Here is a 23075-nt window from a genome sequence, read left to right as displayed (position 1 = left end):
TCATCAGGACAGCTCTACCCAGACCGGAGCATGATCGGAAGGTTTTTCCATGCCTCGGATCTCATAGTCTATTCCGGCACCTGCAATCAACGGCTGCGCGCCGCGTGATGCCAGAATCAAATCGATGCGCAAGCCTCGCTTGGGTTCGGCCTCAAACCCGCGGCTTCGGTAGTCGAACCAGCTAAAGCGGTCAGCCGAATCAGGATAGATTTGTCTATAGCTGTCTACCAGCCCCCATTGTTTTAGGCGAGCCATCCACTCGCGCTCTTCCGGCAAAAAGCTGCACTTACCAGTTCGTAGCCAGCGTTTGGCATTGTCGCTGCCGATCCCGATATCGTTATCTTCAGGCGAGATATTAAAATCGCCCATAAGGATCAACGGGGTCGCCGCATCGAAACGCTGTTCGAGTAGGGTTTGCAGGTCTGCGTAGAATTTGGTTTTAGCCGGAAACTTTACTGGATGATCACGGCTTTCGCCCTGTGGGAAATAACCATTCATGACTACAACAGGTTGCCCGCTAGCGTTGGCATACACGCCGTAGATAAACCGCTTCTGAGAATCTTCTCCATCTTCTGGAAAACCTTTATGCAGTTCGAGCGGGGCTTGCCTGGATAAAAGAGCTACGCCGTAATGGCCTTTCTGGCCATGGTAATGCACGTGATAGCCCAGGGCTTCGACCTCGGCAATGGGGAATTGATCATCGGCGACCTTGGTTTCCTGCAGGCCGATCACATCAGGTTGATGGCACTCGATGAGTGCGGCCAATTGATGAGGGCGCGCACGTAATCCATTGATGTTGAAGGAAACGATCTTCATGGATGGGTCGGACTCATGGTAAAACTGCGATCCTAGCGCATGGTTGTCCTGGCTGACGAGCCCATTATTCTTCAGAAGTGCGACGAACGCCGCTACGCTGGGTTTGTCTGAAAGCTACTCGATCGGTAGCATCATGCCATGAATCTTCGTTACAGATTACAACCCTGTCTATTCGTTCTGCTTGTTTATAGCAGTACCATCATGGCCGAACCGACCCAACTTGTCGTACAGGTCAGCCCTGGTAACAAGGCCTTGCAGGACAATATCTCCAATTACATCGGCAGCCTTGGCGAGCGTGATGTACGTGGCCTTCACCGATTGCGGCGTACAGCAATCGGTCAGGCAGAGGAGGCAGCGCACGCACTGGGCTATTACCAGGCTCAGTTCGACAGCCGTGTCGAGCCGGGGCCTCCGCCACGCCTGATCCTTGATGTAAAGCCGGGGGAGCCGGTACGGCTGCGCAACGTAGAGATTCGTATCGAAGGCGAAGCCAGTCAGCTTAAGGTTTTCCAGCGACCTTCGGCCGATGTCTTGAAGCCAGGAGCTCAACTCAATCATGGCAATTACGAAGATGCCAAGACGCTGATTCAAAACCAGGCGGCACGTTATGGCTTTTTCAGTGGGCATTTCACGCAGCAGCGTTTGCTCATCGATCCCGAAGGCGGAACGGCCGATATCCAATTGGTATATGACAGCGGTCCACGTTATCGGCTAGGTAAAGTGGAGTTTTCCGGCAATGCACCGTTCGATCCCGATTTACTGGAGCGAATGGTGCCTTTCGAAGCGGGTACGCCATACGATTCTGAAGCCTTGGCTGAACTTCAGCAAAATCTGCTCAAAAGTGATTTTTTCGAAGGTGTACGGGTAAATGCTGCGCCAGCCGATGCCCAAAATCACGTCATTCCGATTAATGTGGATCTTACGACACGTAAGCCTCGAACGTTGGGGTTAGGGCCGGGCTATTCCACGGATGTCGGGCCACGGTTGCGTGCTACGTGGGACCGGCATTGGCTCAATCCGCAGGGACATAGTCTTGGCGCAGAAGTGGAGCTCTCGGCGCCGCGTCAGAATGTTGGTCTCTGGTATGACATTCCCGGGCAGGATCCGATCAATGACAAGTTCCGTCTGGCCGGTGGATATCAATACGAAGAAATCGCCGACGACGATACGTTGAGTAAATTATTGACCGTGGGGCCTGAATGGCATCGGAAGCTACCCAGCGGGTGGGAGCGTGTCTTTTCAATCAAGTGGCAGCGAGAGGAATACCGGCTCGGGGATGATGAAGGGCTATCCACGCTGCTTATGCCCGGTGTGCAATACAGTTATCTGCGTAGTGATAATCGGATCGATCCCAGCAGGGGCTACCGGTTACAGTTCGGTCTGTCAGCGGCAAAGGAGGGCATTCTTTCAGATGCCAACATGGTGCATGCCACTGCTCTAGTACGGGGCCTAACGACGTTTGGTGAAGGACACCGATTGTTAGGCCGCCTTCAGGTGGGAGGCAACGCCACGAACGGCTACAAAAAGATTCCTCCGTCTCTGCGTTTCTTCGCAGGGGGCGACCAGAGCGTGCGAGGCTACGACTATCAGACGTTATCGCCGGAAAATTCCGATGGCGACAAGATCGGTGGACGCTACATGATAGCGGGCAGTGTCGAATATCAATATCCCCTCAAGGACAAATGGCGCTTGGCAACGTTTGTAGACCAAGGCGGCGCTTTCAATTCATTAACTACGCCCGATATCAAGACCAGCGTTGGCCTGGGAGTTCGCTGGGTCTCGCCGGTAGGTCCGATTCGGGTCGACCTAGCTCACGGGCTGGATGAAGAGGGTGGTATTCGTTTGCATTTTTCGATGGGCTCCGAACTATGAAGCGTGCGCTCATATGGACTGGCGCTACAGTGTTATGGCTCGCTCTGATTCTCGTAATGGCCGTGTCGTGGCTACTAGGTACCGAAACCGGAAGTCGCTGGCTACTCGGGCACGTGCCGGGTCTGACCGTACAAACATTCAACGGTCGTCTTGGTGGGCACTGGACGGCCGAACAGCTGGTCTGGTCTCAGGGCGGTACTCAGGCAACGCTTAACGCTCCCGAATTCGATTGGTCGCCTTCGTGCCTCTTCAAGCTGACCCTGTGCATCGATACGTTAGTGGTAGCAGATATCAATCTTGATCTGCCACCCAGTCCGGAGACCCAGCCTGAAGAAAGCGGGCCCATTCAATTGCCGGACCTCAAATTGCCACTGGCTATTCAAGTGAAGGATGTACGTGTCGGCCATTTCAGCCTTAACGGGACCGAGCAGTTTGCCAGTGCCCAGCTGAAGACGCGTTGGGAAGAGGATGGACTCGTTATTGAAAAGCTCGATGTGAACCGAAAGGACATGTCGGTAAGCCTGACCGGCAAGGTACTTCCTTCAGACAACTGGCCTGTAACGGTTGACGCTCAAGCGCAGTTGCCGGCACCGAACGAACAGCCTTGGCCATTAACCTTGCATGTCGAGGGTAAGGTAAAGGACAGCTTGTCGCTTACAGCCGATAGCAGCGGTTACTTTCCTGGTCGCTTGACGGGCCAGGTTCAACCGCTGGTAGAAGGGATTCCTGCCACACTGCATCTTACAGCCGATGGTTTCAAGCCCACGGAGGACTTGCCCGATACGCTAACGTTAAACAAGCTCGACCTGACAGCCAGTGGAAACCTCACTCAGGGTTACGTTCTGGCAGGCTCCACCGTTCTGCCGGGCAAAGGCGGTAACGTGAGCATGCAACTAAACGGGACCGTTACTGACAAGGGAGCGACCTTGGCCGGGCTCAGGCTGGAGGCAGGAGAAAACCGCCATGTGTTACTGACAGGGCAGGCAACGTGGACTGAGGAACTTACGGCTCAAGCCTCGATCGATTTCAACGAGTTTCCCTGGCAGCGTCTGTATCCGTTAGAAAGTGAGCCGCCTGTTGCGTTACGCCGACTCAAGGGCGAGGTGCACTACGATAATGACCGCTATCTAGGCAACGTAGATGCCGCGATGAGCGGTCCGGCAGGCGACTTTACGCTGGTTACACCCTTTTCCGGCGATCTTGCACAGATCAATCTACCTGACCTGGATTTGCGGGCAGGACAGGGACGTGCGCAAGGGCAGGTCAATGTAGGGTTTGCGGATGCCATTACTTGGAAAGCCGATCTTTCGCTCAGTCAGTTCGATCCTTCCTATTGGGTGGCGCAACTGCCCGGTATGCTGGCCGGTCCGCTACGAACTGAGGGCGAACTCAAGGGCGAGCAACTGCGTCTTTCGGCGGAGCTGGGGCTGAGAGGGCAACTCAGAGGGCAGCCGGCTCAGCTTGCTGCACAGGCGCGTGGGCAGGGCAACCAGTGGGATATTGATAGCCTGGACATCAGATTGGGCAGTAATCGCATCCAGGGGGCTGGGCAACTGGCACAGCAGTGGACCGGGCGCCTGACCTTGGAGCTACCTCGCCTGGGGCAATTGTGGCCTGGCCTGTCCGGTGCGATTACAGGCAGTGCAAGTTTGGCCGGAACTCAGCAGGCGCCACAAGGCAATCTGAGCCTGAGCGGTCGTGGTATAGCGTATGAGACCAACCGGTTAGCAACCTTAAGCCTTGACGGCACGCTCGATGCACGTCAGCAAGGGCGGGTTACCTTCAAGGCTACAGGTGTACAGGCGGGCACTAGTGATATCGGAACAGTTGCTTTGGACGGGCAGGGAAACCGTCGCCAGCAAGCGGTAACGCTGGATGTAAGCGGCGGACTGGCAAACCTGTCGTTAGCCTTGGACGGCACGCTTGACGAGGCCATGAACTGGCGAGGGCGGCTCTTGCGGGGCCAAGTGCGGAGCGGCCCTCAACGTTGGCGCTTGCAGGACCCGGCCGCGGTGCAGCGGCTGGCCAGTGGTGAATTGACCCTGGGCCAGCACTGCTGGGTGTCCGGCTCTGCCAGTATATGTGGTGAGGATCAACGTCTCATGCCGGAACCCAAAATCCGGTATCGCCTGCGCAATTTCGCCTTGGCCAGCCTGCGACCTTACCTACCGGAAGACTTCGCCATGCAAGGCCAGCTTGATGCAACGATACATCTGGACCTGCCGGCTAGCGGGCCGAATGGTTCTGTAGATGTTGATGCTGGTACTGGTCTGCTTAGAGTACGTAATGCCGACGGGCAATGGGTGGACTTCTCCTATACAGCGTTGAAGCTCGACAGCACGCTGCGCCCGAATGACGTTCAGGCCCGCTTCACTTTTAACGGACCGCAGCTGGGCAATCTACTGCTCGACGCACGAATCGACCCGCGTCCACAAAACAAGCCGCTTACTGGGAGCTTTAACCTGAGCGGTCTTAATCTGGCCGTAGCCAAAGGCTTCGTTTCGGGAATCGAGCAGCTCGCAGGCCACATTGATGGCAGCGGTACACTCGGCGGCACGCTGACCCAGCCTCAGGTTAATGGACGCATTGTATTGTCTGACGGGCAGATCGGAGGCGGAACGGTTCCCACGCGGCTAGAAGACCTGTCCCTCACGGCCCAAATCGCTGGTGATCAGGTCTTGCTCAACGGCGGCTGGCGCAGTGGTGAACAAGGCCAGGGGCAACTTTCCGGAACGGTTTCTTGGGCCCAAGCCCTAGATATGGACATCTCTATAAAAGGCACGCGCCTTCCTGTCACGGTGGAACCTTATGCCGATCTCATCATGGCACCGGATCTGCACATCCTGATGCAGGGCGGCAATTTGGCCTTGAAGGGTGAAGTACGTATTCCCAGCGGGTCGATTACCGTGCGTGACCTGCCGCCTTCTACCGTTAAAGTATCCAACGATGCGGTTATTGTAGGTCAGGAAACACCGGAGCCTCAGAAAGCGATGGGCATTTCCATGGATGTGAATGTCATCGTAGGCCAGGACAAGCTGTCTTTTTCCGGTTTTGGCCTGACTGCTAATCTGGAAGGCCAGGTTCATATCGGCAACAACCTTGATACACGGGGTGAATTGCGCCTTAACGATGGCCGTTATCGGGCTTATGGTCAGCGGTTGACAATCCGCCGTGCGCGAATTTTCTTCCAAGGCCCGATTGCTCAGCCCTACCTTGATATCGAGGCAGTGCGGGTCGTCAAAGAAGATGACGATGAAATAACAGCAGGGCTACGGCTGTCTGGAATGGCGGACCAGCCACGAGCCGAAGTGTTCTCCGACCCGGCCATGGGGCAGGAGCAGGCCTTGGCCTATCTTGTCTTAGGACGTTCGCTTAATGCCAATGACCAAGGCGAAAGCAATATGCTGGGGCAGGCGGCTTTGGCGCTCGGTTTGGCCGGTGGCTCCTCTACGGCCGGTGAGCTGGCACAGCGGCTGGGTGTGCAGAATTTCCAGCTGGATACCGAGGGTAGCGGTGACGAAACGAGCGTAGTGGCCTCCGGCAACCTAACCGACCGGTTGTCTATACGCTATGGCGTTGGGGTGTTCGAGTCTGGCAATACGGTTACCTTGCGCTATCAGCTTACACGTCGACTCTATATTGAAGTGGCCAGCGGCATTGCCAATTCGCTGGACTTCTTCTACAAGCGCGACTTTTGACTGGCTAGCCCAGGCGAGGGAAAGCCTGGGCTATACGCTCCTTTGTTAGGCCGTCAATGGTTCAGATGCCGCATGGAATCTTCGTTGTAACGTTGTCCGGCTGCAATGCCATAAGGAAAAATCGACTCTATTACAGGCAGTTCTTCCGTCGTCAGGGTTATTTCCAGAGCATCTAGATTTTTTTCAAGGTAATGACGCTGTTTGGTTCCTGGAATCGGAACGATTTCTTCGCCTTGCGCAAGCACCCAGGCCAGGGCTAGCTGTGAAGGCGCTACGCCTTTGCTATCAGCGATTTGCTTGACCTTATCGACGAGTTCCAAATTCTTCTGGAAGTTATCGCCCTGGAAGCGTGGGCTGAAACGACGATAATCATCTTCTGCAAAGTCATTTGGTCGGCGAATGGCTCCAGTGAGGAAACCACGACCGAGCGGACTATAAGCCACAAATCCAATGCCGAGACGGCGGCAAACCTCAAGTACGCCATTTTGCTCAGGGTCGCGTGTCCACAAGGAGTACTCGCTTTGGACTGCGGTAATCGGATGAACTGCTTGCGCTCGCTCGATGGTTGCGGCGGACGCTTCGGACAGGCCGATATGTTTGATTTTGCCGGCTCTCACCAAGTCAGCCAAGGCGCCTATCGTTTCTTCTATGGGAACATCAGGATCTATCCGGTGCTGATAATATAAATCCAGGTAGTCGGTGCTAAGACGTTGAAGACTGCCGTCAATAGCGGTTCGGATATAATCTGGATGCCCGTTTACACCACGCTTATGAGGATCTTCGCTACGAACAATGCCAAATTTGCTGGCCAGGAAAACTTGGGCGCGTTTACCTTTCAAAGAGCGACCCAGCAGTTCTTCGTTTGTATAGGGGCCATACATGTCAGCGGTATCCAATAGTGTAACGCCCAGCTCAAGCGCACGATGTAATGTAGCAATGGACTCTCGCTCGTCGGCACCGGTCGTGTAAAAGTCAGACATGCCCATACACCCAAGCCCTAGGGCAGAAACCTGTGGACCATCCTGACCTAAACGGCGCATTTTCATAAGCGACTCCTTGAAAGGTTTGAAGGAGAGAGCAGTCTGGGTGCCTATAGTTTTCAAATAAAGACGAATAAACGGATTTGACTATTCGGCTTTCACAAACAATAAGTGGAATGAAGAGAGCGATGGACCGTTTACAAGCAATGCGCGTATTTACCCGGATCGTTGAATTAGGCGGTTTTGGTCGCGCTGCGGATGACTTGGATATTCCCAAAGCCAGCGTGACTCAAGCGATCCAGCAGCTTGAGGCTTATCTGGGTGTCCAGTTGCTACAGCGGACGACACGGCAAGTCAGCGTGACGCCTGATGGCGAGGCGTACTACCGGCGCTGTCGCCAATGGTTGGCTGAGCTGGATGAAATAGAGGCTTCGTTTGCCAGCGCTCGTACGAGCCCGAAAGGGACGCTACGTGTTAACGTGCCGGCCTCGCTAGGGCGGTTGGTGATTATTCCGGCGCTACCTGAATTTTGTGAGCGCTACCCTGAGCTGAGCCTGGAAATTGGCTTGGGTGACCGTCAGGTCCATCTGTTACGAGAAGGAGTGGATTGCGCCTTGCGTGCGGGTGATGTAACCGATCTAGGACTCGTGGCCCGCCCAGTGGCCCTGCTTAGACAGGTTACTTGTGCCAGCCGGGATTATCTTGAGCGGCATGGTATTCCCGAATCTCTCGAGGACCTGATGTCATATCAGGCTGTGAATTATCAATCTGCAACAACGGGACGCACCTTTAATCTAGAGTTCAAAGTCGATGGGCATGTACGCCAAATAGCCTTGCCTAGTCGAGTGACTGTAAATAATGCCGATGCGTATGTGGCAGCGTGTGAGGCAGGACTAGGAGTGATCCAGGCTCCTCGGTACCATCTGACTAAAAAGCTCGATAGCGGTCTATTGATCGAAGTGCTTTCTGCTTGGCGGCCGCCGGCCTTGCCTTTATCTATCGTTTGTCCGGCGCAGCGGTATATGCCGCATCGGGTGCGGGTATTCATCGACTGGTTGGTAGAGCTACTGGCCAAACCCCAGTGGCAGAATTGTTTACAACCTACATCATTATAAAACCGTACTTGGCTCGAACGCGGGGCGGGGCAACTTTTGGCGCCTGATTTATGTATAAACGCTTAACGCTTCAATAAACATGAAGCTGGGCTTTAAAGCGTCATAGGAAGCGTGTTTACTTCACGTCCCCCTTTTTTGGTCCAAGGAGTAAGTCATGACAGAAGTCACTCTTCGCGGTAATCCTGTTCAGATCGAGGGTACGCTGCCCCAAGCAGGTCAAGCGGCTCCGGCGTTTAGTCTTGTCAACGGCGACCTGGCGGATGTCACGCTGGAAAGCTTTACTGGCAAGCGCAAGGTTTTGAACATTTTCCCTAGCGTCGACACTCCAACCTGTGCCATGTCGGTGCGCAAGTTCAATACCGAGGCGGCTACACTGGAGAACACTGTTGTTCTGTGCATTTCGGCGGACCTGCCATTTGCTCAGAAGCGTTTCTGCGGCGCTGAAGGTATCGAGAATGTTGTCAATCTATCGACACTGCGTGGCCGTGAGTTCCTTAAGGACTACGGTGTCGCCATTGCCTCTGGACCTCTAAGCGGTCTGGCTGCCCGTGCGGTAGTAGTACTTGACGAGCAAAACAAGGTTCTACACAGCGAGCTGGTACCTGAAATCGGCCAGGAGCCGGATTACACCGCAGCCATCGCTGCCTTGAAGTAACCTGTCCAAGTTTGTATCCGCGTGATATAGGCGCCAGGCGTCCATTAAACGAGCACGAGTTGGTCGCTTAATGGACGCCTGCTCTTCCAGCGGTGCGGCAGATGATCATCTGAGGTATGTAAGCAGTGCGTAAATGCTCTTGGCCAATCAGTTAGACCTCTTTACCGTACCTCAATCTTCTATTTTCAGTATGGCGTTCCATGAGCGATTCCCTCGACCGTAAACCCTCTCGCTCCAAATTTCCGCTTCTGATTATGCTTCTCGTCATCCTGCTTGGTGCAGCCGTTGCGTGGCATTTCTGGGGACCATCCGGCACGTCCGGGCCCGCTGTAGCAGAGGAGGACGCACCGCCGTCAGGCAGAAGGCCCGCGCAGAGTAGCAGGGGGGGTATGCCTCCTGGGCAAGGCATGGCCTCGGTTGTGAGCACAGAGAAAGCGCAGAAAACCAGCTTATCCATCTATCTGAATGCTTTAGGCACGGTCGTGGCCTATAACACGGTGGAGGTTCATGCGCGTGTAGATGGTCAGCTCGCCAAGGTACTGTTTACAGAAGGCCAAGAGGTCAAGAAAGGTGATCTTCTAGCTGTGATAGACCCAAGACCTTATCAGGCGGCGCTAGACCAGGCGGAGGGCACCTTACTGGAAAATCAGGCACAGCTTCGTAATGCCCAGCTGGATCTAGAGCGTTATCGGCAGCTTTACAAAGAAGATTCAGTAGCCAAACAGACCCTGGATACTCAACAGGCACTGGTTGCGCAGTATCAAGGCACAATCAAGAATAATCAGGCTCAGGTGGCTGATGCCAAACTTAACTTGACCTTTACCGAGGTACGGGCACCTATCGACGGCCGGCTTGGCTTAAGGCAGGTCGATGTTGGCAACCTTGTTACCAGCGGTGACGATACTCCGCTGGTGGTCATTACCCAGACCAAGCCCATCGCCTTGACGTTCAGCTTGCCTGAGGACCAGCTGAATACGGTGCGTCGTCAAATGGCAACGGGTAAGCCGCTTGAGGTAGAAGCCTGGGACCGTGGCAAGAATCGTGTTTTGGCTACAGGTACGCTGATTACTGTTGACAATCAAATCGATACCACTACCGGAACGGTCAAGTTCAAGGCGCGTTTTGATAATGCCGATGAGGCACTCTTTCCCAATCAGTTCGTCAATGTGCGCCTGCATGCACTTGAGTTAAACGATGTCATCGTAGTCCCGATGGCTGCTATTCAGCGCAACGACCAAGGCCCTTATGTATTTGTGTTGGGTGAAGAAAACAAGGTATTGGCCCGCCAGGTGACGCTTGGTGAGATACAGGGCGAACAAGTGGAAGTCCGTTCGGGTTTGAGCGATGGCGAGACTGTGGTAACCGAAGGGCTTGATCGCCTGCGCGAAGGTCAAATGGTACGGGTAGCACAGGCGGCCAGTAGCAGAAGAGCTGACCCGAGCCGTAATGAAGCCACTTTGGATGGCGGAGCCGGTGAATGAACCCGTCCCGGATCTTTATCCTTCGGCCTGTAGCGACTACGCTGCTGATGGTCGCGATCTTGCTGTCGGGAATCATTGCCTATCGCCTGCTGCCTGTAGCATCACTGCCTGAGGTCGATTACCCAACGATTCAGGTCAAAACGCTGTATCCAGGAGCTAGTCCGGAAATCATGAATTCGGCTGTGACGGCACCGCTGGAATCAGATTTAGGCCAGATTCCGGGCTTGGAAGAGATGTCGTCAACCAGCTCCGGAGGCGCATCGGTTATTACGCTGCGCTTTAGTCTTGACAGTAACCTGGACGTAGCTGAACAGGAGGTTCAGGCCGCTATCAACACGGCCGACAGCCTGTTGCCCAGCGACCTGCCACAGCCTCCTACCTTCAGCAAGATAAACCCGGCGGATACGCCTGTATTGTCTCTGGCAATTACCAGTAGCAGTCTGCCGTTGCCCAAGATCCAGGATCTTGTTGAGACGCGGCTTGCGCAGAAAATCGCTCAGGTCAATGGTGTGGGTATGGTCAGCTTGTCCGGAGGGCAGCGACCGGCTGTACGTATCCAGGCTAATCCGACAGCACTGGCGGCTTATGGCTTGAGTCTTGAAGACCTACGCACAACCATTGCCAGTAACAACCAGAATGGCCCGAAGGGCAGCTTTGACGGTCCGACTCGCTCCTCGACGCTGGACGCCAACGACCAACTGCAGTCAGCCGAAGAATACAAGAGCCTGATCGTCGCCTACCGTAACGATGCGCCGGTGCGCCTGCGCGATGTGGCTCAGGCGCTTGATGGAGCAGAAAACGACAAACTGGCGGCCTGGGCTAACGATACGCCTGCTGTGATCTTGAATGTGCAGCGTCAACCGGGCGCCAATGTGATCCAGGTCGTCGATAACATCAAGGCACTGCTCCCTGCCTTGCAGGAAACCCTGCCGGAAAACCTGGATGTGATGGTACTGACCGACCGGACCACTACTATCCGGGCATCGGTGCGTGATGTGCAGTTCGAACTGATGTTGGCCATCGCGCTTGTTGTTATGGTGACCTTCCTGTTCCTGCGTAACCTGTCTGCCACACTTATTCCCAGTATTGCCGTACCGCTTTCGCTCGTAGGCACATTTGGCGTGATGTATCTGGCAGGCTTTTCTATCAATAACCTGTCGCTGATGGCACTGACTATTGCCACCGGGTTCGTTATCGATGATGCCATTGTCATGGTGGAAAATATTGCCCGCCACCTAGACGAAGGCGAATCACCTTTGGAAGCCGCACTCAAAGGCTCCAAGCAAGTCGCCTTTACCATTATTTCGCTTACGTTTTCCCTGATTGCCGTGCTGATTCCACTCCTGTTCATGAGTGATATCGCCGGCCGGTTATTCCGTGAGTTCGCGATTACCCTGGCGGTATCGATTCTGATCTCCGGCATGGTTTCGCTCACGCTTACACCGATGCTCAGCGCCAAATTGCTGCGTCATGTGCCGGAAGAGAAGCAGAGCGGCTTTTCGCGCAAGGTGGGAGCCTTTATCGATGGGCTGATTGCCCGCTATGCCGCGGGACTACGCTGGGTGCTGCGTCATCAGCCGCTAACCTTGCTGGTGGCAGTGGGTACGCTGGTACTAACGGCGGTACTGTACCTTTTCATGCCCAAAGGCTTTTTCCCGCAGCAGGATACAGGCCTGATCCAAGCCATTTCAGAGGGCCCCCAGAGCGTTTCTTTTGCAGGAATGGCCCGACGGCAACAGGAACTGGCGCAGATCGTACTGAATGATCCGGATGTCCAGAGCCTGTCATCATTCATTGGTGTAGATGGAGACAATATGACGCTCAATACCGGGCGCATGTTGATCAATCTGAAGCCTCACGAAGCGCGTGACGCAAGCGCTGCCGAAATTATTGCGCGCTTGCAAAGCGCCTTGGTTGAGCAGACCGATACAAAGCTCTACCTGCAACCGGTGCAGGATCTGACCGTGGAAGATCAGGTCAGCCGGACGCAATACCAGTTCCGCATGACTGATGCCTCGCTGGAAGTCTTGAAAACGTGGGTTCCCCGTCTGGTCGAGCGATTGCAGACCCTGCCGCAACTCAAGGATGTCGCCAGCGACTTACAGCCGCGCGGTCTTCAAGCCTACATTGCTGTAGACCGAGACAATGCCTCGCGCTTAGGCGTTAGCCTGAGCGACGTAGACAGTGCCTTGTACAATGCCTTTGGGCAACGGCTGATATCGACTATCTTCACCCAGGCGAATCAGTACCGCGTCGTACTGGAAGTCGGCCCGCAGTTCCAGTTAGAGCCACAGGCGTTGAGCCAGATCTATGTGCCTAGTTCGACGACTACCACAGCTTCAGACGGCACGACCAGTACTACGACGGGGCAGGTCCCGCTGTCAGCCATCGCGCATGTTGAAGAGCGCAATACCTTATTGGCTATTAACCATGCCGGTCAGTTTCCGGCGGCTACGGTGTCTTTCAACCTGGCTGACAAGGTCTCCCTGGGCGAAGCAGTCGAAGCGATTCAGCAAGCCGAGCAAGATTTGCAATTGCCAGGCACTATCGACACAGATTTCCAGGGTGCGGCATTGGCTTTCCAGTCTTCACTATCGAGCACGCTGCTGTTGATCCTGGCGGCAATCGTCACGATGTATATCGTGCTGGGTATTCTTTACGAAAGCTTTATTCACCCGATTACGATCCTCTCGACCTTACCCTCTGCAGGTGTAGGAGCGCTTCTGGCACTATGGGTCGGCGGACAGGATATCGGCATGGTGGCCATCATTGGCATCATTCTGTTGATTGGCATCGTCAAGAAAAATGCCATCATGATGATCGACTTTGCCCTGGACGCCGAGCGCAGGGAAGGCAAGACGCCTCAGGAAGCGATTTATCAGGCATGTCTGTTGCGGTTCCGGCCTATTTTGATGACTACCATGGCTGCTCTACTGGGCGCTCTACCATTGATGTTGGCGAGTGGCTCGGGAGCAGAGCTTCGCCAACCGCTAGGGATTTCCATGGTGGGTGGTCTTCTGGTGAGCCAAGTGTTGACCTTGTTCACTACGCCCGTCATTTACCTGGCATTCAGCCGGCTCGCCGCACGCTTCAATCGCTGGCGCTATCGGCATGACCTGGACTTTTCTGGGGAAATTCGATGAATTTCTCGGCGCTCTTTATCTGTCGGCCGGTCGCAACGCTGCTTTTGACCCTGGCCATTGTCTTATCGGGTTGGCTGGCGTTTGGCCTGCTTCCGGTTGCGCCTTTACCCCAGGTTGACTTTCCTACGATCGTGGTGACGGGCACATTATCGGGTGCCAGTCCGGAAACCATGGCTTCGTCCGTGGCCACACCGCTAGAGCGGTCCCTGGGACGTATCTCAGGTATCACCGAGATGACGTCGACAAGTTCGCAAGGCAGTGCCATGGTGATCCTCCAGTTCGATCTGAACAAGGACATCAATGGCGCCGCAAGGGAAGTGCAGGCAGCTATTAATGCGGCCGTACCGTCGTTACCGACAGGAATGCCAAGCAACCCGACATACCGCAAGATCAACCCGGCCGATATGCCGATCATGGTATTAGCGCTTACGTCCGATGTACTGGATAAAGGGACGTTGTATGACTTGGCCTCTAACACCGTTGCGCTCAAGTTGGCTTCTGCCAAAGGGGTGGGACAGGTAAGCGTAGGTGGCAGCTCGGCACCTGCTGTACGGATCGATCTCAACCCTGACGCACTCAACCACTACGGATTGTCACTGGATGATGTCCGTACCGTTATTGCTGCCGCCAACTCGAATACACCTAAAGGGGCATTTGAGCGGGGCGACTTGCATTGGGAAATCGATGCAAATTCCCGCTTGAACCGTGCCAGCGACTATCGACCTTTGATTATTCGCACCCGCGACGGCCATGTTGCACGGCTCAGTGATGTTGCCACCATCACCGACTCGGTAGAAGACACTCGCAACCTGGGTTTTTCGAATAATTCGCCTGCCATTCTCATTCTGATCTCCCGTCAGGCTGGCGCTAATATCATCGAAACCATTGACGGTATTCGTGCCGATCTACCGGCTCTGCAGGAAAGTTTGGGTGATAAGGTCAGCCTAAAGATCATGGATGATCGCAGCCCAGGTATCCGCTCGTCCCTGCACGAAGCAGAGTTCACGCTGATGGTGTCCGTCGCGTTGGTTATCCTAGTGGTCTTCCTATTCTTGCAAGATCTACGCGCCACGCTTATTCCCAGCATTGTGGTGCCCATTTCGCTGGTCGGGACCTTTGCCGTGATGTACCTGTGCAATTTCTCGCTCAACAACCTGTCGCTGATGGCTCTGATCGTATGCACCGGGTTTGTAGTGGACGATGCTATCGTTGTTGTGGAGTACATCGCTCGGCGGATCGAGGAGGGTGAGAAGCCCTTCCAGGCTGCATTGCTTGGCGCACGTGAGGTAGGGTTCACTGTACTTTCCATGAGCCTGTCGCTGGTGGCGGTGTTCTTGCCCATCCTCTTGCTCACCGGCGTCATTGGCCGCCTGTTCCGCGAGTTTGCGGTGACCTTATCCGTTGCGGTGCTGGTCTCGATGCTCGTGTCGCTGACCCTGACTCCCATGCTGTGCGCACGCTTGCTGCGCGCACGCAAGCCCAGCAAGGACACGCCGGCCAACCGACGGGCGAGTCGTTTCATCGCCAGCATGGTGCAGCGTTACCGCAACAGTTTGGCTTGGGCGCTCGATCATTCGCTCTTGATGATGGTAATTCTGGCCTTGACGATCGGCCTCAACGTCTACCTGTACGCCATCATACCCAAGGGGTTTTTGCCTGATCAGGATACCGGCCGCCTGCGCGGCTTCGCCATGGCGGACCAGGGGATTTCCTTTAGCGGCATGCAGGCCAAGATGGAAGCGTACCGGCAGATCCTCATGGCCGATCCGGCAGTGCAGAACGTTCTTGGTTTTACGGGTGGCCGTGGGCCGGGTGGTTCGTCGACAAACAGTGGTTCGTTCTTTATCACCCTTAAAGACGTGAGCGAACGAGAACCCATTACGGCCGTGGCGGCACGGTTACGCAAGGCGGCGGGCCAGGTAGCAGGCTCCTCGCTGTTTCTCGTGCCTTCACAGGACTTCAGGGCCGGTGGGCGCGAGGGAAATGGCTCGTATCAGTACACCGTCCGAAGCGATGATCTCGAACTATTGAAGACCTGGATACCCAAGATCGAAGGTGTGCTGCGTAAGGTGCCGCAAATTGTCGATGTAAACAGCGATTACCAGAATAAAGGCGTAGAGCTGCATCTGGACATCGACCGTGATACGGCCAGTCGGCTTGGAGTGGATATGGAAATGATCAGCGCCGTGCTGAACAACTCCTTCGCCCAGCGACAGGTTTCGACTATTTATGAGGACCGTAACCAGTACCATGTGGTGCTTGGAGTAGCCGACCCGTACAAGCAGAGTGTAGATATCTTAAGCCAGGTATATGTAATTACTGGTGAAGGGAATCGCGTGCCGTTGTCGAGCTTCACGCGTTACCGCTTCGATAATGCGCCGCTTAGGGTTGCGCATGACGGCCAATTTGCGGCGAGTACGTTCTCTTTCGAGCTGGCTCAGGATGTCAGTATCGAACAGGCCCGTACGGCGATTCGCGAGGCGGTATTACCGTTGAAGCTACCTATCGACCTGCAGACTGTTTTTGCGGGAAATGCCAGCCTGGCCCAGCAGAGCCAGAGCGCCATGCCTCTGATTATTATCGCGGCCCTGGTAGCGGTCTATATTGTCTTGGGCATCCTGTACGAAAGCTACATTCATCCCTTGACCATTCTGTCGACATTGCCGTCCGCCGGGGTGGGGGCGCTCGTGGCACTGCAACTGTTCAATACGCAATTCACGCTGATTGCGCTGATCGGCATCATCCTGCTGATTGGTATTGTGAAGAAGAATGCCATCATGATCGTGGACTCTGCGCTGGATGCGGAGCGCCGCCTGGGGCTGGCGCCGCGCGAGGCGATTCTGGATGGCTGCGTAAAACGCTTTCGGCCCATCATGATGACCACGCTGGCAGCTGTTCTCGGTGCTTTACCACTGCTACTGGGAACTGGTGGCGATGCGCCGTTGCGTCGTCCGCTCGGGATTACCATCATCGGTGGCCTGGTTGGTAGCCAACTGCTGACGTTATATACCACCCCGGTTATTTATCTGTATCTGGATCGTTTGCGTCACTGGTTCAATCGCCGCTGGGCTGGTTGGCAGGGGCACGCGCCCATGGAGAAATCGACATGACGTTTTTTGCCCGTCGCCATTACCTGGGCCTGACTATCGCACTGGCTTTAGGCGGTTGTACCGTAGGGCCTGACTATCAGCGTCCTCAGGTGAGCACACCTGTCGCGTTCAAACATGCCGAGGGGTGGCAAGTGGCTCAGCCGAGCGATGCCGCACACCGGGGCGCCTGGTGGGAAGTATATGGCGACGCTACGCTGAGTGATCTGATGCAGCGCCTGCAAGCGTCCAACCAGACCCTAGCACAGTATGAGGCACAGTACCGGCAGGCCCGTGCGCTAGTTCGCAGTGCACGTTCGTCGTTTTTTCCAACGATTACCGGCGGAACGAGCATGAGCCGTTCGGGGCAAGGCGGTGGAAGCAGTACGTCGCGCTACGTCACTCAGGACGGTACGGAAATCACGACCTCCAGCAGCTCGCAGACTAGCAACAGCTTTGATGCAAGCCTAGGCGTAAGCTGGGTTATTGATCTCTGGGGCGAAGTGCGGCGGAGTGTGGAGTCACAGACAGGCAGTGCTCAGGCCAGCGTTGCCGAACTGGCCGCAACCAAACTCAGCCTGCAGTCGGAGCTGGCTCAGAATTATTTTCAGTTGCGGGTACTGGATGCCCAGCAGCGGCTGCTCCAGGCTACCTTGCAGGCGTATGAGCGTTCGCTGCGCGTGACCGAAAACCAGTATCGTGCGGGGATGACAGCACGCGCTGACGTAGCCCAGGCTACAACTCAGCTCAAGAGCACTCAGGCCGATCTGATCGATCTGAAATACCAGCGTGCACAACTGGAAAATGCCATTGCCGTTTTGGTTGGCGTACCGCCGGCGGAGTTCAGCCTGGCAGCTGTAGACAGTATTCCGGCATTGCCAGCGATTCCGGTAACCGTGCCTTCTCAACTGTTGCAGCGTCGTCCGGATATTGCCCAGGCGGAGCGGCAAGTGATGTCGGCCAATGCAGAAATCGGTGTCGCCAAGGCCGCTTACTTTCCAAGCCTGTCGCTAACCGCCTCTGGTGGCTATAGCGGAGACAAATGGGGCGGTCTGGTCAGTACACCTAACCGGTTCTGGTCGATCGGTCCGGCATTTGACCTTACCTTGTTTGACTTTGGTGCCCGTAGGGCCCAGCTCGAGCAGGCTGAAGCGACCTATGACCAAACGGTAGCGCAATATCGCCAGACGGTGCTGGATGGCTTTAGAGAGGTAGAGGATTACCTTGTCCAGCTAACCGTACTGGATGAAGAGTCAGGCGTTCGCCAGGAGGCGCTGGAGTCGGCTCGCGAGTCCTTGCGGTTGGCGGAAAATCAGTATCAGGCCGGCCTGATCGATTACCTTGATGTGGTGACCCTGCAGACGACGGCGCTGACCAACGAGAGGACTAACCTGACTCTGCTGGGTAGCCGTCTGACTGCTAGCGTGCAATTGATTACGGCTTTGGGCGGCGGTTGGGATGCGAGCGATCTGCAGCGCGATCCGGTAGCGTCTTTGGCAGATTGATCGAGCCTTGCAATAAACGCCAAAGCCCAAAAGAAAAAGCCCGCGACCCAAGGAGCAAAGATCGCGGGCCAAGGCGATAGAGTCGCCTTTAACTGTTAATAGCTATAGTTAGGCGTCGGGAATATCCCAGCCGCCTCCGAGGGCCTTGTAGATGGCGACGATGCCGCGGTAGAGATCGACTTCAGCCTGTGCCTGGGCATCCTCTGCGGATAGCCGCTCTCGTTCGGCATCCAGCAGAACGAGGAAGTCCACATTACCTTCCCGGTAACGGATCGACGCCTGCTCGGCAGCGGCACGGCTGGCCTCTGACTGCCGAATCAACGACTGCAATCGCTCCTGGCGCTTGCTGTAATCGCTGAAGGCATTGGCGGTTTCCTCTAGTGCAACCAGCACCTGCTGTTCATACGTAGCCAGGGCACCATCAGCGTTTGCCTGGGCACTGCGCAAGCGCGCCCGAACGCTACCGAGGTCCAGGGCAGGCCAGGTCAAGGTCGGACCCAATCCCCAGGCGCGTGCAGCGGAGGAGCCGATTTGTGAGCCGCGTCCGGCAGTAAAGCCTAGAAAGCCACTGAGACTGACGCGAGGAAACAGATCAGCCGTCGCTACTCCTACGTTAGCTGTAGCAGCGGCAAGCTGGCGTTCAGCCGCCTGAATGTCCGGACGGCGACGAAGCAGTTCACTGGGATCACCTATGGGTAATGTCTTTGCAATAGCGGGAAGCGGCCTGGGCAAAAGATCCACACTCAGGGCATTCGGGCGCTCGCCCAGAAGCGTGGCAATCCGATTCCGTGCACGTGTTTCCTCGGCCTGGAGTTGCGGCAGGCTGGCCTGAGTCGAGGCCAGACGTGCATCCGCACGAAGCACATCCAGCTCGGTACCGATGCCTGCCTCGTTCAGTGTCTGCGTCAACCGGCGGGAGGCCTCCTGGTTCTTGAGATTCTCCCGGGCGATGCGCTCGCGCAGCTGAGCGCCTCGCAACTTACCATAAGCATCTACTAGCTCGGCAATCAGGCTGACCTGAAGCTGATGCAGTTCGGCCTCAGCCACACCGGCCTGGGCCTCACTGGCTTCTAGCTGATGCTGGATGCGACCGAAGAGGTCTACCTCCCAGAGCATGTCCAGGCCCAAATCATACCGGTCGGCATTGACCCGATCTTCAGTAAAGCCAGGCTGTTGTGCCTTGCCAACTTCACTGCTGGCGCGGCTGGTCACGGTTGGGAAGCGGTCGTTGGCCGTGTCGTCCCGCAAGGCCCGTGCCGAGCGTAGACGAGCATAGGCGACCTGGATTTCGCGGTTGCCATTGAGCGAGCGCTGGACAAGTTGGTCAAGCGTCGGATCTTCGAACTGTCGCCACCAGCGCGCTTCGAAGCGTGACGCATCGTAACCTGGCGCACTCACTGCGCTTAGTGAGACGGGGGCATTCTGGGGAGCGTGATAAGTGGGCCCTACGGCACAGGCGCTAACGGCCAAGGCCAAGAGGGTGGGTAACAGTATTTTCATACCAGCGCCTCCTGTGCAGCGGCGCGACGCTCAGCGCGGCGCTCGACGAATGCACGAATCAGGACATAGAACAGCGGGGTCAACAGCAACCCGAAGAAGGTTACACCCAGCATGCCCGAGAACACGGCCACACCCATGGCATGTCGCATCTCGGCACCTGCACCGGTCGATAGAACCAGCGGAACTACGCCCATGATGAACGCAAACGAGGTCATGAGGATCGGCCGTAACCGCAGGCGGCAAGCTTCCAGTACGGCTGCTACGCGATTCATGCCTTCTTCCTGCTTGTCCTTGGCAAACTCTACAATCAGGATCGCGTTCTTACAGGCCAAGCCCACCAGTACGATCAAGCCGATCTGCGTAAAGATGTTGTTATCGCCCCCAGACAGAATTACACCAGTAATAGCTGATAGCAGCGTCATGGGTACAATCAGAATGACAGCCAACGGCAGGCTCCAGCTTTCGTACTGTGCCGCTAGCACGAGGAAGGCGAGCAGCACACACAGCGGGAAGACTAGAAGCGCAGTATTGCCCGCCAGGATCTGCTGATAGGTCAGCTCGGTCCATTCGTAGGTCATGCCGTTGGGCAATTCCTCTTTCAGCAATTTTTCTAGCGCCGCCTCGGCCTGTCCAGAGCTGTAGCCTGGAGCTGGCGCACCGTTGATTTCGGCTGTGATAAAGCCGTTGTAGTGCATGACACGGTCAGGCCCGGCTGTGTCGCTAATCTTCACAAAGGTCGAAAGCGGCACCATGTCGCCCATGTTGTTGCGTACTTTCAACTGACCGATATGTTCGGGCTCCAGGCGGAACTGCTGGTCGCCCTGAACGTTAACTTGAAAGGTACGGCCGAATCGATTGAAGTCGTTTGCGTACAGCGAGCCCAGGTAAACCTGCAAGGTATCGAAGATATCGCTGATTGCCACGCCATGGGTCTTGGCTTTTTCTCGGTCGATATTGGCATCGATCTGCGGCACGTTGACCTGATAGCTGGTGAACAAGGATTGCGGAGCGAGCTCTGGTAACTGGCGAGCCTTAGCCAAAACATTCTGGGTCTGGGCGAAGAGTGCTTCGTAGCCCAGGTTGCCGCGGTCCTCTACCTGCAGACGGAAACCGCCAATGCTCCCCAGGCCTTGCACGGGGGGCGGTGGGAAGATAGCAATAATGGATTCCTGGATACTGGCGAACTCACCATTCAGCTGCGCTGCGATAGCGCTGGCCGATAGGCTCGGGTCTTTACGATCCTCAAAGGGTTTGAGTGTTACGAACACAATGCCGCTGTTCGGGCTGTTGGTGAACCCATTGATGGACAAGCCCGGGAACGCGACGGTCGCCTCGACTCCTTCGTGCTTGAGTGCCAGCTCCGACATCCGCTTAATCACATTTTCGCTACGGTCCAGCGTGGCGGCATCTGGCAGCTGAGCAAAGGCCACGAGGTACTGCTTGTCTTGTTGTGGCACGAAGCCGGTCGGCGTGTTAGCCATGCCAAACACGGTCAACGCCAGCAAACCGGCATAGACGACCAAGGCAATCGAGCCACGGCGAAGCACACGGGTAACGATACCAACGTAGCCATGGCTTGCGCGTTCGAACATTCGATTAAAGGGTGCAAACAGCCAACGACCGAACAGTTTGTCCAGCAGACGGGAGAAACCGTCTTTGGGCGCGTCATGGCTTTTAAGCAGGACGGCAGCAAGGGCTGGCGACAAGGTTAATGAATTGAACGCCGAGATTACGGTAGAAATAGCAATGGTCAGGGCAAATTGCTGATAGAACTGCCCTGTAAGCCCTGAAATGAAGGCTGTAGGAACGAATACCGCGCAAAGTACCAGAGCAGTGGCAATGATCGGCCCGGTCACTTCGCGCATGGCTCGTTGAGTCGCTGCAACAGGCGACAGACCCAACCCAATATTTCGCTCTACGTTTTCGACGACCACAATGGCATCGTCCACCACAATGCCGATTGCTAATACCAGCCCAAAAAGCGAGAGGGCATTAAGGGAAAAGCCGAACATATGCATCAAGGCAAAGGTGCCAACCAAGGAAACCGGTACGGCAGCCAGGGGAATGATTGAGGCGCGCCACGTCTGTAGAAACAGGACGACAACCAGTACAACCAGCACGATCGCTTCGAACAGGGTATGTACAACAGCCTCGATAGAGCCACGAACGAAAATGGTCGGGTCGTAAACAATGGAATAGTCGACGCCCTGGGGAAAGCTCTGCTTGAGCTCAGCCATCTTGGCACGTACCTGGTTCGACAAGTCGATGGCATTGGAGCCAGGGCGCTGGAAGATCGGAATGGCCACAGCCGGCTTGTTGTTTAGCAGCGAGCGCAAAGCGTACTGGTTGGAGCCCAGCTCGATTCGTGCAATGTCACGCAGACGTGTAATCTCACCCTGCGGCCCGGCTCGCACGATAATGTTCTCGAATTCCTCTTCGGTCACCAGACGACCTTGGGTATTGATCGCTAGTTGAAAGCTATTATCCGTAGCCGAAGGCGGTGCGCCGAGAGAGCCAGCAGCAACCTGACGGTTCTGTTCGCGAATCGCGGTGACTACGTCCGTTGCAGTCAAGCCTCGGGAGGCGACTTTGTTAGGGTCCAGCCAGACACGAAGCGAATACTCTCCCTGGCCAAACAGCTGCACGTCGCCTACGCCATCGAGTCGGGACAGTTCGTCCTTGATGTTGATCAGCGCATAGTTCGACAGGTACAGCATGTCGTAGCGCTCATCCGGGGAGGTAAGGTGAACCACCATGGCAAGGTCAGGGGAAGCTTTGTCTGCAGTTACACCCAAGCGCTGCACTTCTTCAGGAAGTTTGGGAAGGGTGCGGGTTACCCGGTTCTGTACCTGGACCTGAGCAGTGTCCAAATCAGTTCCCAGGGCAAACGTAATGGTCAGCGTCATCTTGCCGTCGGCAGTTGCTTGAGAAGACATGTACAGCATCTTCTCGACGCCGTTCATGGCCTGCTCAAGCGGTGCGGCAACAGTTTCGCCGATTACTTTAGGGTTGGCGCCAGGAAAGGTGGCGCGTACCACGACGGTAGGGGGCACCACTTCAGGATATTCGCTGATCGGCAATTGAAACAGCGAGATAGCGCCAGCGATCAGAGTGATCAATGACAGCACAGCGGCGAAGATGGGGCGCTTGATGAAGAACTGAGAGAAATTCATCGGTGCATTCCTTTAAAAAACGCAGGCAACAGACCGCCATCACCTCCATAG

The 23075-nt window shown here is 55.6% G+C and carries 12 protein-coding genes; 8 read left to right on the top strand and 4 right to left on the bottom strand.

The window, feature by feature from the left end; genetic code table 11:
• Positions 1-3 precede the first annotated feature (3 nt).
• Positions 4-816 carry an exodeoxyribonuclease III gene (gene xthA, locus IQ22_RS15320; RefSeq protein ID WP_145143529.1) on the bottom strand — a complete coding sequence of 271 codons (813 nt, stop codon included), beginning with the start codon at positions 814-816 and terminating at the stop codon, positions 4-6.
• Between the two features lie 138 nt (positions 817-954).
• Between xthA and IQ22_RS15315 the strand changes: the two genes are divergently transcribed.
• Entirely contained in the window at positions 955-2688 is a 1734-nt protein-coding gene (locus tag IQ22_RS15315) for an autotransporter assembly complex protein TamA (RefSeq protein ID WP_145143527.1), read from the top strand.
• Positions 2685-6386 (top strand): translocation/assembly module TamB domain-containing protein, encoded by a 3702-nt coding sequence (locus IQ22_RS15310; protein WP_145143525.1) that lies wholly within the window; start codon positions 2685-2687, stop codon positions 6384-6386. The genes IQ22_RS15315 and IQ22_RS15310 overlap by 4 nt, the downstream gene beginning before the upstream one ends.
• A 53-nt stretch (positions 6387-6439) precedes the next feature.
• Here the strand turns inward: IQ22_RS15310 and IQ22_RS15305 are convergent, their stop codons facing one another.
• On the bottom strand, positions 6440-7432 hold the full coding sequence (locus IQ22_RS15305) for an aldo/keto reductase (RefSeq protein WP_145143523.1): 993 nt from the start codon (positions 7430-7432) through the stop codon (positions 6440-6442).
• A gap of 122 nt (positions 7433-7554) precedes the next feature.
• Here IQ22_RS15305 and IQ22_RS15300 point away from each other — a divergent pair, with 122 nt between their 5' ends.
• From IQ22_RS15300 to IQ22_RS15275, 6 genes are all read left to right on the top strand, one after another.
• Entirely contained in the window at positions 7555-8481 is a 927-nt protein-coding gene (locus IQ22_RS15300) for a LysR family transcriptional regulator (RefSeq protein ID WP_145143521.1), read from the top strand.
• A 154-nt stretch (positions 8482-8635) separates the two neighbouring features.
• A complete protein-coding gene (gene tpx / locus IQ22_RS15295) occupies positions 8636-9136 on the top strand; it encodes a thiol peroxidase (protein WP_145143519.1) in 501 nt (166 codons plus the stop codon).
• Between the two features lie 200 nt (positions 9137-9336).
• The gene (locus IQ22_RS15290) at positions 9337-10617 is read left to right on the top strand and encodes an MdtA/MuxA family multidrug efflux RND transporter periplasmic adaptor subunit (RefSeq protein ID WP_145143517.1); all 1281 of its coding nucleotides are present in this window, start codon (positions 9337-9339) and stop codon (positions 10615-10617) included.
• Complete coding sequence (locus IQ22_RS15285) at positions 10614-13760, top strand: MdtB/MuxB family multidrug efflux RND transporter permease subunit (protein WP_145143515.1); 3147 nt, start codon at positions 10614-10616, stop codon at positions 13758-13760. Before IQ22_RS15290 ends, IQ22_RS15285 begins: the two co-directional genes overlap by 4 nt.
• The gene (locus tag IQ22_RS15280) at positions 13757-16870 is read left to right on the top strand and encodes a multidrug efflux RND transporter permease subunit (RefSeq protein WP_145143513.1); all 3114 of its coding nucleotides are present in this window, start codon (positions 13757-13759) and stop codon (positions 16868-16870) included. Before IQ22_RS15285 ends, IQ22_RS15280 begins: the two co-directional genes overlap by 4 nt.
• Positions 16867-18351, top strand: a complete 1485-nt coding sequence (locus tag IQ22_RS15275) for an efflux transporter outer membrane subunit (protein WP_145143511.1) — start codon at positions 16867-16869, stop codon at positions 18349-18351. Before IQ22_RS15280 ends, IQ22_RS15275 begins: the two co-directional genes overlap by 4 nt.
• 108 nt (positions 18352-18459) lie before the next feature.
• Here IQ22_RS15275 and IQ22_RS15270 read toward each other — a convergent pair whose 3' ends face one another.
• Both IQ22_RS15270 and IQ22_RS15265 read right to left on the bottom strand, forming a co-directional pair.
• Positions 18460-19851, bottom strand: coding sequence for an efflux transporter outer membrane subunit (locus IQ22_RS15270; RefSeq protein ID WP_145143509.1), 1392 nt, complete (start codon positions 19849-19851; stop codon positions 18460-18462).
• Positions 19848-23024 carry an efflux RND transporter permease subunit gene (locus IQ22_RS15265; protein WP_145143508.1) on the bottom strand — a complete coding sequence of 1059 codons (3177 nt, stop codon included), beginning with the start codon at positions 23022-23024 and terminating at the stop codon, positions 19848-19850. The genes IQ22_RS15270 and IQ22_RS15265 overlap by 4 nt, the downstream gene beginning before the upstream one ends.
• Between the last annotated feature and the right edge of the window lie 51 nt (positions 23025-23075).

This window comes from Pseudomonas duriflava, from assembly GCF_007830155.1.
In the GTDB taxonomy this organism is placed as follows: Bacteria; Pseudomonadota; Gammaproteobacteria; order Pseudomonadales; family Pseudomonadaceae; genus Chryseomonas; species Chryseomonas duriflava.
This window is presented reverse-complemented; position numbering and strand designations above follow the sequence as displayed.

What these genes read in the sequence shown, in the direction of transcription:
- IQ22_RS15285 (WP_145143515.1), top strand. Translation starts at nt 10,614, where the DNA reads ATGAACCCGTCCCGGATCTTTATCCTTCGGCCTGTAGCGACTACGCTG.
- IQ22_RS15300 (WP_145143521.1), top strand. Translation starts at nt 7,555, where the DNA reads ATGGACCGTTTACAAGCAATGCGCGTATTTACCCGGATCGTTGAATTA.
- IQ22_RS15310 (WP_145143525.1), top strand. Translation starts at nt 2,685, where the DNA reads ATGAAGCGTGCGCTCATATGGACTGGCGCTACAGTGTTATGGCTCGCT.
- IQ22_RS15275 (WP_145143511.1), top strand. Translation starts at nt 16,867, where the DNA reads ATGACGTTTTTTGCCCGTCGCCATTACCTGGGCCTGACTATCGCACTG.
- IQ22_RS15270 (WP_145143509.1), bottom strand. Translation starts at nt 19,851, where the DNA reads ATGAAAATACTGTTACCCACCCTCTTGGCCTTGGCCGTTAGCGCCTGT.
- IQ22_RS15265 (WP_145143508.1), bottom strand. Translation starts at nt 23,024, where the DNA reads ATGAATTTCTCTCAGTTCTTCATCAAGCGCCCCATCTTCGCCGCTGTG.
- IQ22_RS15280 (WP_145143513.1), top strand. Translation starts at nt 13,757, where the DNA reads ATGAATTTCTCGGCGCTCTTTATCTGTCGGCCGGTCGCAACGCTGCTT.
- tpx (WP_145143519.1), top strand. Translation starts at nt 8,636, where the DNA reads ATGACAGAAGTCACTCTTCGCGGTAATCCTGTTCAGATCGAGGGTACG.
- xthA (WP_145143529.1), bottom strand. Translation starts at nt 816, where the DNA reads ATGAAGATCGTTTCCTTCAACATCAATGGATTACGTGCGCGCCCTCAT.
- IQ22_RS15315 (WP_145143527.1), top strand. Translation starts at nt 955, where the DNA reads ATGAATCTTCGTTACAGATTACAACCCTGTCTATTCGTTCTGCTTGTT.
- IQ22_RS15290 (WP_145143517.1), top strand. Translation starts at nt 9,337, where the DNA reads ATGAGCGATTCCCTCGACCGTAAACCCTCTCGCTCCAAATTTCCGCTT.
- IQ22_RS15305 (WP_145143523.1), bottom strand. Translation starts at nt 7,432, where the DNA reads ATGAAAATGCGCCGTTTAGGTCAGGATGGTCCACAGGTTTCTGCCCTA.